This window comes from Salinispora sp. H7-4, assembly GCF_013416675.1.
GTDB lineage: Bacteria > Actinomycetota > Actinomycetes > Mycobacteriales > Micromonosporaceae > Micromonospora > Micromonospora vitiensis.
This window is the reverse complement of sequence record NZ_JABZED010000060.1, coordinates 1-12,840: the sequence shown is the minus strand read 5'-3', so window position 1 is coordinate 12,840 and position 12,840 is coordinate 1. Positions and strand designations below refer to the sequence as shown.

Annotated in this window: 14 protein-coding genes and 1 pseudogene; 4 read left to right on the top strand and 11 right to left on the bottom strand. The window is 72.7% G+C overall.

Features of this window, described 5'->3' with window-relative positions; genetic code table 11:
* Positions 1 to 139 precede the first annotated feature (139 nt).
* The 3 genes from hemE to hemQ are packed head-to-tail and all read left to right on the top strand — an operon-like array spanning position 140 to position 3,350.
* The gene (hemE, locus tag H0524_RS22285; protein WP_180200404.1) at positions 140 to 1,237 is read left to right on the top strand and encodes a uroporphyrinogen decarboxylase; all 1,098 of its coding nucleotides are present in this window, start codon (positions 140 to 142) and stop codon (positions 1,235 to 1,237) included.
* A gap of 5 nt (positions 1,238 to 1,242) precedes the next feature.
* A complete protein-coding gene (hemG, locus tag H0524_RS22280) occupies positions 1,243 to 2,652 on the top strand; it encodes a protoporphyrinogen oxidase (protein WP_180200403.1) in 1,410 nt (469 codons plus the stop codon).
* Complete coding sequence (hemQ, locus tag H0524_RS22275) at positions 2,649 to 3,350, top strand: hydrogen peroxide-dependent heme synthase (RefSeq protein WP_180200402.1); 702 nt, start codon at positions 2,649 to 2,651, stop codon at positions 3,348 to 3,350. Before hemG ends, hemQ begins: the two co-directional genes overlap by 4 nt.
* Before the next feature lie 109 nt (positions 3,351 to 3,459).
* On the opposite strand, the pseudogene H0524_RS22270 reads toward hemQ, so the two are convergent.
* The 6 genes and pseudogenes from H0524_RS22270 to msrB all read right to left on the bottom strand — a co-directional run.
* Positions 3,460 to 3,594: pseudogene (locus H0524_RS22270) on the bottom strand (DUF4440 domain-containing protein); the annotation flags it as partial.
* 81 nt (positions 3,595 to 3,675) lie between these two features.
* Complete coding sequence (locus tag H0524_RS22265; protein ID WP_180200401.1) at positions 3,676 to 4,128, bottom strand: GNAT family N-acetyltransferase; 453 nt, start codon at positions 4,126 to 4,128, stop codon at positions 3,676 to 3,678.
* A complete protein-coding gene (locus H0524_RS22260; RefSeq protein WP_180200400.1) occupies positions 4,112 to 5,053 on the bottom strand; it encodes a cytochrome c biogenesis CcdA family protein in 942 nt (313 codons plus the stop codon). Before H0524_RS22260 ends, H0524_RS22265 begins: the two co-directional genes overlap by 17 nt.
* A 1-nt stretch (position 5,054) precedes the next feature.
* Complete coding sequence (locus H0524_RS22255; protein ID WP_180200399.1) at positions 5,055 to 5,636, bottom strand: redoxin domain-containing protein; 582 nt, start codon at positions 5,634 to 5,636, stop codon at positions 5,055 to 5,057.
* A gap of 138 nt (positions 5,637 to 5,774) precedes the next feature.
* A complete protein-coding gene (locus tag H0524_RS22250) occupies positions 5,775 to 6,035 on the bottom strand; it encodes a hypothetical protein (protein WP_018214653.1) in 261 nt (86 codons plus the stop codon).
* Between the two features lie 107 nt (positions 6,036 to 6,142).
* Positions 6,143 to 6,553, bottom strand: coding sequence for a peptide-methionine (R)-S-oxide reductase MsrB (gene msrB / locus H0524_RS22245; RefSeq protein WP_180200398.1), 411 nt, complete (start codon positions 6,551 to 6,553; stop codon positions 6,143 to 6,145).
* 47 nt (positions 6,554 to 6,600) lie between these two features.
* Between msrB and ligD the strand changes: the two genes are divergently transcribed.
* The gene (gene ligD / locus H0524_RS22240; RefSeq protein WP_018725384.1) at positions 6,601 to 7,626 is read left to right on the top strand and encodes a non-homologous end-joining DNA ligase; all 1,026 of its coding nucleotides are present in this window, start codon (positions 6,601 to 6,603) and stop codon (positions 7,624 to 7,626) included.
* A gap of 4 nt (positions 7,627 to 7,630) precedes the next feature.
* Here ligD and H0524_RS22235 read toward each other — a convergent pair whose 3' ends face one another.
* From H0524_RS22235 to H0524_RS22215, 5 genes are all read right to left on the bottom strand, one after another.
* Positions 7,631 to 8,083, bottom strand: coding sequence for a GNAT family N-acetyltransferase (locus tag H0524_RS22235; RefSeq protein ID WP_180200397.1), 453 nt, complete (start codon positions 8,081 to 8,083; stop codon positions 7,631 to 7,633).
* Positions 8,084 to 8,128: 45 nt separating this feature from the next.
* Positions 8,129 to 9,700: an alpha/beta hydrolase gene (locus H0524_RS22230; protein ID WP_180200396.1), complete on the bottom strand. Its 1,572-nt coding sequence runs from the start codon at positions 9,698 to 9,700 to the stop codon at positions 8,129 to 8,131.
* 31 nt (positions 9,701 to 9,731) lie between these two features.
* Positions 9,732 to 10,841 (bottom strand): ATP-dependent DNA ligase, encoded by a 1,110-nt coding sequence (locus tag H0524_RS22225; protein ID WP_180200395.1) that lies wholly within the window; start codon positions 10,839 to 10,841, stop codon positions 9,732 to 9,734.
* A 114-nt stretch (positions 10,842 to 10,955) separates the two neighbouring features.
* Complete coding sequence (locus tag H0524_RS22220; protein WP_018725388.1) at positions 10,956 to 11,438, bottom strand: GNAT family N-acetyltransferase; 483 nt, start codon at positions 11,436 to 11,438, stop codon at positions 10,956 to 10,958.
* Positions 11,439 to 11,590: 152 nt separating this feature from the next.
* Positions 11,591 to 12,511 (bottom strand): DNA-3-methyladenine glycosylase, encoded by a 921-nt coding sequence (locus tag H0524_RS22215; protein WP_180200394.1) that lies wholly within the window; start codon positions 12,509 to 12,511, stop codon positions 11,591 to 11,593.
* Between the last annotated feature and the right edge of the window lie 329 nt (positions 12,512 to 12,840).

The window sequence follows — 12,840 nt, the reverse complement described above, 5'->3', positions numbered from 1 at the left end:
GCCAGCCGATTCGGCGGCACGCCGGGAACCGGGGCGGCGGGCGGCCGCGTCCGGACCCGAATACCGTTTTGTGGGCGCGGATCACACGATGTGACGGTGACGGCGGGACGGGGCGGGCGGCGTGGCACGATGGGCCACGATGAGCACCGAGACCACGGGCGCCGCCGCCCGAGACGAGGGGCCGCGCCCCGGCGATCCGGCCGATTCCCCCTTCGTTCGTGCGTGCCGGCGCGAGCCCGGCCCGTACACTCCGGTCTGGTTCATGCGGCAGGCGGGCCGCTCCCTGCCGGAGTACCGGAAGATCCGGGCGAACGTGGCGATGTTGGAGTCCTGTCGCCGGCCGGACCTGATTACCGAGATCACTCTCCAGCCGGTGCGCCGGCACGGGGTTGACGCGGCGATCCTCTTCAGTGACATCGTGGTGCCGGTCGCCGCCGCCGGGGTGGCGTTGGACATTGTCCCCGGCACCGGCCCGGTGGTGGCCGATCCCGTCACCGCTGCGGCGGACGTGGAGCGGATCCGGCCGATCACCCGCGACGATGTTCACTATGTGGACGAAGCGGTCCGGATGCTGGTCGGTGAGCTGGGTGCGACCCCGCTGATCGGCTTCGCCGGCGCCCCGTTCACCCTCGCCAGCTATCTCGTCGAGGGGGGCCCGTCGCGTAACCACACGAAGACCAAGGCCCTGATGTACGGCGACCCGGACCTGTGGCACGCCCTGGCCGGCCGGCTCGCCGAGGTGGCGCTGGCGTTCCTGAAGGTGCAGATCGACGCCGGCGTCTCCGCCGTGCAGCTCTTCGACTCCTGGGCCGGCGCCCTCTCCGAGGCCGACTACCGCCGGTACGTGCTGCCGCACTCACAGACGGTCCTCGCCGGCCTTGCCGACGCGGGCGTTCCCCGGATCCACTTCGGGGTGGGCACCGGCGAGCTCCTAACCGCGATGGGCGAGGCCGGCGCCGACGTGGTCGGCGTGGACTGGCGTACGCCGCTGGATGTCGCCACCCGCCGGGTCGGCCCGCAGCGGGCGGTGCAGGGAAACCTGGATCCGTGCCTGCTGTTTGCCCCGTGGCCGGTGCTTGAGGCCGAGGTCCGGCGGGTGCTGGCGCAGGGGCGTGCCGCCCCCGGACACATCTTCAACCTCGGCCACGGGGTGCTACCGGAGACCGACCCCGACGTCCTGACCCGGCTGGTGGCCCTGGTCCACGAGTTGACCGCTCGGGAAAGCGGAAGGAGCTGAGTGGAATGGCGACACCATGGCGGATCGCGGTGGTCGGCGGTGGCATCGCCGGTCTCGCCGCTGCCGTCCAGCTGAGGGACCACGCTCCCGCCGACACCGAGGTGACGGTCTACGAGCGCAGCGACTCCCTCGGTGGCAAGCTGCACACCGGCGAACTGGCCGGCGCTCCGGTGGAGTTCGGCGCGGAAGCGTTTCTGATGCGCGACGGCACCGGCGGGGAGTCGGCGGCGGTGACCCTGATCCGCCGGGTGGGGTTGGCCGACGACATCGTCCACCCCACCGTCGGGCAGGCGGCGCTCCTGGTCGGCGGTGAGCTGCATCCGTTGCCCCGGGGCACGCTGATCGGCGTACCCGGTGATCTCGCGGCGGTGGCGGCGGTGGCCCGCCCGACCGCGGAGGACGATGTGGACACCGGTCGGCCGCTACTTCCCCCCGACGCGGACATCACGGTGGGCGAGCTGGTGCGGGCCCGACTGGGAGACGAGGTCGTCGACCGGTTGGTGGAGCCGATGCTCGGCGGCGTCTACGCCGGCCGCGCCGATGACCTCTCCCTGGCCGCCACGATGCCCGCGCTGACCCGAACCGCCCGGATCGAACACACCCTGGTCGGCGCGGTCCGCGCGGCGCAGGCGGCGGCGCCGCGGTCACCCGGTACGCCGTTCTTCGGCACCCTGGCCGGTGGCCTCAGCACCCTGGTCGAGGCCGCCGCGTCGACCAGCGGCGCCACGATCCGACGGAACGCGACGGTCCGGGCGCTGACCCCGGCCGGTGCCGGCTGGTACCTGACCGTCGGCCCGAACGGCGACGCGGAGCAGGTCCACGCCGACGCCGTGGTGCTGGCCGTGCCGGCCCGGCCGGCGGGGCGACTGCTCGCCGATGTCGCCCCGGCTGCCGCCGAGAACGTTGGAGACCTCGCCTACGCCAGCATCGCCCTGGTCACCCTCGCGTTGCCGGCGACGGAGCTGCCCGGGCTCTCCGGCCTCCTGGTCCCGGCCGGCGAGGGGCTGCTGATGAAGGCGTCCACCTTCTTCACCACCAAGTGGGGGCACCTGCATCGGCCCGACGGGTTGACCCTGGTCCGCGCCTCGATCGGCCGGTACGGGGACGAGGCGCAGCTGCAGCGCCCGGACGGGGAACTCGTCGACACCGTGTACCGGGAACTGTCGGCGGTGCTCGGTGCCGAGCTGCCCACCCCCATCGCCACCCACGTGCAGCGCTGGGGCGGGTCGCTGCCGCAGTACGCGCCGGGCCACCTGGAGCGGGTGGCGTCGGCGCGGGCCACGCTGCGGGCGCAGCGACCAACCCTCGCGCTGGCGGGAGCCGGTTACGACGGCGTCGGGATTCCGGTCTGTATCCGTTCCGGCGCGGCGGCGGCCGACGAGATCATCACTGCACTGAAGGGTTCCGGGAGATGACCGAGCAGACCAACGCGGCCCGGCTGAACGAGCTGAACGCGACGATCCGGTACACCATGTGGTCGGTGTATCGGGCGAACCACGCCCTGCCGTCACTGCGCGAGAACGTCACCGCGGAGGCGACCGCCTTCTTCGACGAACTGGCCGGCGAGGACGTGACCATCCGGGGCACGTACGACGTGGCCGGGCTGCGCGCCGACGCCGACCTGATGATCTGGTGGCACTCCTCGTCGAGCGACGCACTCCAGGACGCGTACCTGCGGTTCCGGCGTACCACGCTGGGGCGGGCGTTGACCCCGGTCTGGTCCCAGCTCGCGCTGCACCGGCCGGCGGAGTTCAACAAGAGCCACATCCCGGCGTTCCTCGCTGGTGAGCAGGCCCGGGACTATCTCTGCGTGTACCCCTTCGTCCGCTCGTACGAGTGGTATCTGCTGCCGGACGCGGAGCGGCGGGAGCTGCTGGCCGAGCACGGCGGGATGGCCCGCGGCTACCCCGACGTGCGGGCCAACACGGTCTCCTCGTTCGCCCTCGGCGACTACGAGTGGTTGCTCGCCTTCGAAGCCGACGAGCTGCACCGCATCGTTGACCTGATGCGGGACCTGCGGGCCTCCCGCGCCCGCCGGCACGTTCGGGAGGAGATCCCGTTCTACACCGGCCGTCGCCGCACGATTGCCGACATCATCGCCAGCCTGCCCTGACCGTGCCGCCCTCCCCACCCGGCGGTACGGCGGTGGCCCGCCCGGCTCCGCCGCTCTGGCAGCCGAGGGGCCGGCTGACCGTCGGGTGTGGGTAGGGCGTTCGGGGGAGTCATGCCGAGGTGGGCGTGGTGAACTCCGGCTGGTCGAGCACCTGTAGCCAGGACCCGTCGGGCTGGCGGCGGGCGACCTGTGCCCGGGCGCCCGCACCGTCGCTCGGCGGCGTCGAGGTGAGGGCGAGACGCCCTGGCGGCGTTTCACCACGCGCACACCGGTGAGTCCATGTCGCGGGACCACCATGGCCGGTGTTCTACTGCGCCGCGGTGTGCTACGCCGCCGGGGTGTTCCGGCGCATCGGCGTGTGCGCAATGCCGTCCTCGAGGTACTCCGGCCCGGTGACCGTGAACCCGTGCCGGGTGTAGAAGTCGACCAGCTGGGACTGGGCTTCGAGGGTGCACGGGCGTTCGCCGACCTCCACGAGGGCCGCGGTCATCAGCTGGCCCGCGTACCCCGCGCCGCGCGCCTCCTTCGCCACCACCACCCGGCCGATCTGTCGCCGACCGTCCGGACCGGCCAGGACCCGCAGGTACGCCACCGGCGCCCCGGCCTGCTCCAGCCAGAGATGGCGGGTGCCCGGCTCCACGTCCCGGCCGTCCAGCTCCGGGTACGGGCACTCCTGCTCCACCACGAACACGTCCACGCGCAGCCGGAGCAGGTCGTGGAAGGCACGGGCGGACAGGTCGGTGAAGGAGGCGGTCCGGAGCTCAGTGGTGGGCGGCATCCTGCGATGGTAGGTCGCCGGCCGATGCCGATGCCGATGCCGATGCCGATGCCGATGCCGGCTGCCGGGCGGCGGAGCGCCGCCGGCGAAGCAGCGTGCCGGCGACCGCCACCGCGAGCAGCGCGGCGACCGCGGCCCCGATCGTCCACGGGCCCAGACCGTCCACCCACCCGCTGATCGTGGCCTGCACCCGACCGGCCGCGTCGATCACCGGGTCGTTGACGTCGTCGCCGGCGAAGAGCCGGATCTCGTACCAGCCGTACCAGGCGACGTAGCCGCCGGTCAGCACCAGGAGCAGGCCGGCGATCCGGCCGAGCAGCGGCCCGGCCCGCCGGGTGCGCCGGACCAGAGACTCCCGGGCCAGCGCGACCGCGAGCGCGGCGGCGCCGACCATCAACCCCATCCCGACCGCGTACGCGACGAAGAGCCCGACCCCGGCGAGCGGGCTGCCCGCCCGGAATCCGGCGACCACCACGGCCAGGAACGGTCCGATGGTGCAGCCGAGGGAGGCGATCGCGTAGGCGGCACCGAAGAGGACCATCGATCCGAAGCCGCGCCGGACCTCGGGGCCGTTGGCGATCCGGGGGGCGAAGGTCGGTAGCGCCCGACCCGCGGCGAGCCAGCCGCCGGTGGCGACCAGGGCGAGCCCGATCGCGACCGACACCCAGGGCAGGCGGCTGGCCAGGGCGTCGGCGGCGGGGCCGGCGAGGAGCCCGAACCCGCCGAAGACGGCGACGAAGCCGAGGGTCATGGCGGCCGTCAGGGCCAACGCCCGACCCACCGGCGCGAGCGACCCGCGGCCGTCCGCCGGGCCGTCCCCCAGCACCAGCATCGACAGGTACGCCGGCAGCAGCGCGAAGCCGCACGGGTTGACGGCGGCGAGCAGCCCGGCGCCGAGCGCGAGACCGTAGGGGGCGTCAACCATCTCAGGTCAGCTCCGCGACCCGCTCGCGTAGGTCGGCCTGGGAGAGCGAACCCTTGTGGACGATCTTGCCGGTGGAGTCCAGCAGGACGTAGTACTGCTGCGAGACCACCTCGAACCGCTGCCACACCTCGCCCGCGTCGTCGGCCAGCTGCGGGAAGCCCTCGATGCCCGTGTCCTGCGCGAACCGGCGCATCGCGTCGTCACCGCTGCCGAGCCCGGCCACCCCGACCACGTTCACCCGGTCGGCGTTCTCCTGCTGCACGGCCGCCACCGAGTCGGCCTCGCCCCGGCACTTGGGGCACCAGGCGGCCCAGAACCAGAAGACGGTGGGCTTGCCGGCGAGGCTGGCCCCCGTGAACGTGTCACCGTCGATGGTGCGGGCGGTGAAGTCGAGGGTCGGCGGCACCTCGGCGGCCGGCTCGCCGGTCGGGCTCGCCGCGGTGCTGGCGGGCGCGCTGGCGGAGGCGGTCGTCGGGGCGGGGGTGGGCTCGTCGCCCGCGGCGGTGTCCTCGGAGCTCCCGCAGGCGGAGAGCGCCAGAACGATGGTCAGTGCGATCGGGATTGACCGGGTCGTGGTGCGCATGTCCGGATGTTAGCCCGGTGCGGCATCGAGTCTTCTTACCGCTCGCTAACGTCGGCGTCCCGAACGCCACCACGGCTGTCTCCGCCCCGAAACCGCTACCTGGAGTGAGGCCGGCCCTGCCCTGCTGTCCCCGTCCGCTCAGGAGGGTCGGGCTCCGACCGAGTCGCGGACCTGGGCGCCCTCGGTTCCCTCCTTGACCCGGGCACAGTTCGCGCAGCAGAAGAAGCGGCCGGAGACCTCGACGCCGTGGCCTACGATCTTGACCTGGCATTGTTCGCAGATCGGCGCCAGCTTGTGCGCGGCGCACTCGAAGCTGTCAAAGGTGTGCACGTCACCGCTGATCGTACGAACCTCAAACGTCAACCAGTAGTCGTTCTCGCAGACCTCACAGGTCGCCATGCTATTCCCCCAAAAATTGGATTCCTGGGGTAAGCGTTAAACATCCGCTCCGGGCCGGCAACCGGAATCGGTAAACCGGTGCGGCCTGTTCCAGTTTGCCGGAGTCGTCAGGAGTCGCGTGGCTCCAGCCGGAGGGACACCGAGTTCACACAGTGCCGGGTGTCCTTCGGGGTGAAGCCCTCACCGGTGAAGACGTGCCCCAGGTGGCTGTCGCAGCGGGCACAACGGATCTCCGTCCGGACCATGCCCATACTCCGGTCCTCGACCTCCCGAACCCGTCCCGGAATGGCGTCGTCGAAGCTCGGCCAGCCGCAGTGTGAGTCGAACTTCGCATCGCTGCTGAACAACTCCAGCCCGCAGCCGCGGCAGTGGTAGACCCCCGGGGTCCTGGTGTCCACGTACTCGCCGCTCCCCGGGGCCTCGGTGCCGTGCTCCCGCAGCACCCGGAACTCCTCGGGGCTGAGCCGGACCCGCCACTCGTCCTCGGTGCGGGGCAGTTCACTGTCGTCGAGACTCACCCGCCAACAGTACGTCGAAGGTCGGAGCCGTCGCATAGGGTCGCGCAATGGGTGGCACGAGGGCTGCAGCCGAAGAGATCGAGGTCGCCGGGCAGCGAGTCCGGCTGAGCAGTCCCGAGCGGGTGGTTTTCCCACAACGGGGCTTCACCAAGGCCGACGTCTTCCACTACTATCTCGCCGTCGGTCCGGGCATCATGCGGGCGCTCGCCGAGCGGCCGACCACCCTGCAACGCTTCCCCGAGGGGATCGAGGGGGAGGCCTTCTTCCAGAAGCGGGTGCCGGCCCGCGGCGTACCGCCCTGGGTGCGCACCGCGCAGATCAGCTTCCCCAGCGGCCGGAAGGCGGCCGAGCTCTGCCCGGCGGATCTGGCCCATGTGGCGTGGGCAGCCCAGATGGGCACCGTGGTCTTCCACCCGTGGCCGGTCCGCGCCGCCGAGCCGGACCGCCCCGACGAGCTGCGGATCGACCTTGACCCGCAGCCCGGCACCGACTTCGCCGACGCGGCGGAAGCGGCGGCCGAGCTCCGCGGGATCCTGGCCGAGCTGGGTGTCCCCGGCTGGCCGAAGACCTCCGGCGGTCGGGGCGTCCACGTCTATCTGCGGATCCAGCCGCGCTGGACCTTCGTCGAGGTCCGCCGGGCGACCATCGCCCTGGCCCGGGAGCTGGAGCGGCGCCGCCCCGACCTGGTCACCACCGCGTGGTGGAAGGAGGAGCGCGGCACCCGGGTCTTCGTCGACTACAACCAGATGGCCCGGGACCGGACGATCGCGTGCGCGTACTCGCTGCGGGCCAACGCCCGCGCCACCGCCTCCGCCCCGCTGGCCTGGGACGAGTTGGCCGACGCCGAACCGGACGACTTCGACCTGCGCAGCGTGCCGGCCCGGCTGGCCGAGCGCGGGGACCCGCACGCCGGCATCGACGACAACCCGTGGGATCTCACGCCCCTGCTGGAGTGGGTCGAGCGGGATGCCGCGAACGGGCAGGGCGATCTGCCCTACCCGCCGGAACACCCCAAGATGCCCGGCGAGCCGAAGCGGGTGCAGCCGTCCAAGGACCGCGACCGCCCCCGCTGAGCCGTCACAGCGGCAGCTTCATGCCCTCGTGGCTGGCGACGAAACCGAGACCCAGATAGAAGCGGTGCGCCTCCTGCCGGGACTTGTCGGTCGTCAACTGGACCAGCGCACACCCACGGGCCCGCGCCTGGTCGATCGCCCAGGCCATCAGCTGCCGGCCCAGCCCTCGTCCGCGCTGGTCGGAGCGGACCCGGACCGACTCGATCAACTGTCGCTCGGCGCCGTGCCGGCTGAGCCCGGGAATGTAGGTGAGCTGCATGCAGCCCAGCACCTCACCGCCGGCCTCGGCGACGACGAGCTGGTTGCGTGGGTCGGCCGTGATCGCCGTGAACGCCTGCTCGTAGCGGGCGTCAACCCGTCCCACCTCCCGGCTGCGCCCCAGCCGGTCGTCGGCGAGCAGGTCGAGCACGGTGGGCAGGTCGGCCCGGACCGCCTCCCGGAAGATCACGTCGTTCATCCGGGGAGGATGCCACAACGGCGGGCGCCCCGGCCGCGACCAAGGTCACTGGGGCGGGCAGCTCTTCCCCTCGGCGGGCACGGTCAGGTCAACCAGGTACGCGTCCACCGCTGCGCTGATGCAGTCCGTCTGCGGATAGGCGGTGTGCCCCTCGCCCTCCCAGGTGAGTACCCGACCCACGCCCAGCATCTCGGCCAGCGCCGGGGTCTGCTCGTAGGGGGTCGCCGGATCCCCCGTGGTGCCCACCACCAGGATCGGCGGCGCCCCGTCCGCGGCCCCGGTCGGGTACGGGTCCCGGCCGCCGGGCCACTCGGTGCAGGCGAGCAGACCGACCGCGAGCGCCGGGCCGAACAGCGGGTACTGCTCACGCCACTGCGACTGGAGCTCCCGGATCTGCTCCCGGCTCGGCTTCTCCGCCTCGTCGGCGCAGTTCACCGCGAGGTTCGCGTCGAACAGGTTCGAGTAGGTGCCGTCCGGCTCCCGACCCGCGTACGCGTCGGCGAGGCGGAACACCTCGGTCGCGTCCCCGCCCGCCAACTCGTCGATCGCCTGGGCCAGCTGCTCCCAGCCGGCCTCGGTGTAGAGCGAGGAGACCACGGCGTAGAAGATCCACCCCGGAGTCGCCTCCCGCCCATCGTCGCCCCGGACCGGGGAGACCCGCGCCTTGTCGATCGCCGAGGTGACCGCCTCCCGCGCGCTGGGGGCGATCGGGCAGCGGTCGGGGTTGGAGGAGCACCACAGGGAGAAGTTGTCGAAGGCCCGCTCGAAGCCCTTGGCCTGGCTCTCCGAGCTGGCTACCTGGTCCAGCCGCGGGTCAACGGCCCCGTCCAGCACCAGCGCCCGCACCCGCTCCGGATAGAGTTGGGCGTAGGTGGCGCCGAGCAGAGTGCCGTACGAGTAGCCGAGATAGGTCAACTTCTCGTCGCCGACGGCAGCCCGGATCGCGTCGATGTCGTGGGCCGCCTGCTCCGTGCCGTAGAGCGCGAGCTGGTCGCCGTAGCGGTCGCCGCACTCGCGCCCGATCCGTTGGTTCAGCGCGACGAGACCGTCAAAGGACTGCTGGCTCTCCGGGTCCGGGTCGTAGCCGAAGCTGGCGTCGAGGTTGGCGTCCGAGATGCACTTCACCGGGCTGGAACGGCCCACCCCACGTGGGTCGAAGCCGACGATGTCGAAGCGATCGGTGACCGCGGTGGGTAGACCGCCGAGCGCGGCCGGGAAGGAGAGGTAGACGGCGGTGTCGACGCCGGAGCCGCCCGGCCCGCCCGGGTTGATCAGCAGCGAGCCGATCCGGTCCCGCTGATCCGTGGAACGGGCCCGCAGCAGGGCGATCTCGAAGGTCTCCCCGGCGCCCGGGCCGGCGGTGGCGGCGGTGCCGTCGGCCCAGTTGCGGGGGACCTGGATCCGGGTGCACTCATAGCGCATGCCCGGGGCGGTACGCCCCACCAACTCCTCGGCCACCTCCGGACAGGCCTGCCAGGTCGGCGCGGTGCCGGACGGCCCCGCGGGCTGGGCCTCGGTGCGCGGCGCGAGCGCCGGCACGGTGCAGCCGGCGGCGAGAAACGTGCTGGCCAGGAGGAGTACGGCCGGGGCGAACCGGCGGGCGGGGCTGCGAACCACGGGGTGGACCTTTCGGGGTCGGGGTAGCCGGCTACGCCGGCCCGGACGTGGGGCCATCGTGCTCCGGGTCGCCCCGGAGCACCTGATCCACGTCGAACCGGACCGGACGGTCGAGCTGGTCGTAACGGCAGGAACGTGGTTTGCGGTCCGGGCGCCACCGGACGAACTGGGCGGTGTGCCGGAACCGATCGCCCTCCATCGCGTCGTAGCTCACCTCGACCACCAGCTCCGGTCGCAGGGGCTCCCACTCCAGGTTCTTCGTGCCGGTCCACCGGCTGACCCCGCCCGGGATGCGCTGGCCGCGCTGGTGGTCGCCGTGCACCCATGGATGGTCGTCGCCGGCTCCCCGGTATGGCTCCAACTCGTCCACCAGCGCCTGCCGGCGGGCCATCGGGAACGATGCGCTCACCCCCACATGATGCAGGACGCCGGCATCGTCGTAGAGCCCCAGCAGGAGTGAGCCGACCACCGGGCCGGACTTGTGCCAGCGGAAGCCCGCCACCACGACATCGACCGTGCGCTTGTGCTTGACCTTGAACATCAGCCGTTTGCCCGGCTCGTACGGCAGGTCGGCGGGCTTGGCGATCAGGCCGTCCAGCCCCGCCCCCTCGAACCGGTCAAACCAGCGGCGCGCGATGGCCGGGTCGGTGGTGATCTGGGTTACGTGCATCGGTGGCGCGACACCGCCCAACGCCGCCTCCAGCCGGGACCGCCGCTGTGGGTACGGCTGGGCCAGGAGGGACTCGTCGGCGAGGGCGAGCAGGTCGAACGCCACGAAATCCGCGGGGGTGGTCTCGGCGAGCAGCTTCACCCGGGAGGCGGCCGGGTGGATGCGCTGGGCCAGCAGCTCGAAGTTGAGCCGGGGCCGCCCGCCCGGCCGGTCGCGCTGGATCACGATCAACTCGCCGTCGACGACGCAGCGTTCGGGCAGCTGCCGGCGGGCCTGCGCGACCACCTCGGGGAAGTAGCGGGTCATCGGCTTGCCGCCCCGGCTGGTCAGCTCGACCTCCGCGCCGTCGCGGAACACGATGCACCGGAAGCCGTCCCACTTCGGCTCGTAGGTCATCCCGGCCGCGGTCGGGATCCGCGGGACGCTCTTGGCGAGCATCGGCTCGACCGGCGGGCTGATCGGCAGCTTCACGGCGACCAGTCAACCAGACGGCGCCGACAGCCGTGGGGAGGAACACCAGCCACGGCTGCCCCTTCCCGGCCGCCGAGCAGCCGCTTGGCCCGGATCGGGTGCGGGCCACCGGAGTCAGCAGCGGGACGGCACCGTCTTCTCCAGCAGCGCCAGCGGCACGCCGTTCGGGTCCTTGTCGTGGCCCACCAACCGGTAGCCGGAGCGCTGGTAGAGCCGCCGACTCTGCACACTCTCCGCCCCGGTGAACAGGGTGAACCGACACACCCGCGCGCCCGCCACCGTCTCGACGGCGCGCAACAGGCGGCCACCGATGCCCCGCCCCTGCTGGTCGGGGACGACCGCCAGCCGGCCGATGGCGGCGATGACACCATCGACGCGGACCCGGACCGACCCGACGAGTCGATGGCCCAGCCGGGCGGTGAGCACCGTCTGCGGGCCGGCGAGCACGGCCCGAATCTCGTCCAGGGTCTCGGTGAGCGGCGGCAGGAACGGGTCGGCGTAGCGCTGCGCCTCGGCCAGGTACGCGGCGAGCTGGACGGTGAGGATCTCCCCGGCGTCGGCCGGGGTCGCGGGAGCGATCAGCGGGCGAGCGGTCACCGGCCCAGCCAACCACAGCGCCGCGATCCCGTGGCGCCCGAGTCCCTTGACGACGGTCAGCTACCGGAGTTGGTGAATATCGTCACCAGCGGATGCCGTGAAGGGTGGGTGTCGTGCCGGCTCGGGCACGCCGCTGCAGGTCGGCGGGATGGCTAGAAGCGCGCGAACGAGCGCAGCGGTGCCCGCGGGCCGAACTTCGGAGCGGTGATGCCGGCCGCCGCCAGCAGGACGCAGACCCGACCCCGGTGGCCCCGGAACGGTTCGAGCAGGGCCAGCATCCGGGCATCGTCGCCGCGCGCCTCGCCGGCGAGGGCCCAGGCCACCGTGTTCGGTACGTGGTAGTCACCGACGCACACCGCGTCCGGATCGCCGTACGAGACGCGAACCACCTCGGCCGCGGTCCACGGGCCGATCCCCGGGACGGCGGTGAGCCGGCGGGTGGCCTCGGCCGAGTCGGCGCACCGCTCCAGCCGGTCGGCCACCGCGGCGGCCCGGCGCAGCGTGTCGGCGCGGCGCTGTTCGATCCCGAGGGGGTGGAAGGCCCAGTACGGGGTGGCCGCCACCGCCGCCGGCTCCGGCGGCAACAGCAGCGGCTGCATCGGCCCGGGGGCCACCGCCCGGAAGTGGCGGACCGTGGCAGCGTACCCCCGGTACGCCTCCCTGCCGGTCACCCGCTGTTCGAGGATGGCCCGGAACACCCGGGGAAAGACCTGGCCGCTGGTCGGCAGCCGCAGCCCCCGGTGCCGGGCGGCCACGTCCGCCACCACCGGGTGCGCGGCGGCCAGCTCGGCGAAGCCGGTCAGGTCGTCCCGGAGGCCGGCGAGGGCGTCGGCCTGGTGCACCACCCAGTTGGCGCCCGGGCCGTACCCCTCGGCGACCAGGTGGCCGGCCTCGGGACGCAGGGCGAGGGTGGCGGGTCCGTCCGGGGTGCGGGTGGCCCACCAGAGCGCCCCGGCGACGATCCGGGCGCAGGGGTCGTACGGGCTGAAGGTGAGGGGCCGGACCGACGCGGCCAGCCGGTACCCGGCCGGCGGGTGCAGCAACCGGCGGGCGGTGGGTTCGGTCCGGGACACCCTGACCATGCTGCCACCGGGGCCGGCTGACTGCCGTCGGCGGGTGGGCGGATTGTGGCCTGGCTGGCTCTCCCCGGGGCCCGTGCAACACGGGCCGGCCGGGTATCTTCCGCGCGTCAGGTGCTGATAGAACCGGTCGGACGACGTCAGGGTCAGCAGAGTGGGGGAAGGGCCGGTAAGCCGTGGACCTCAGCAAGCTTCCCCAGCTAGACGATCTATTCCAAGGGGTACGGGGACAGCGAAGAGAGGCGAGGGCGTCAATGATCGACGTTGCTGAGCAACGATGACCATGGAGGCCACGTGCACGTCGATCGGGACACCCTCGCCAC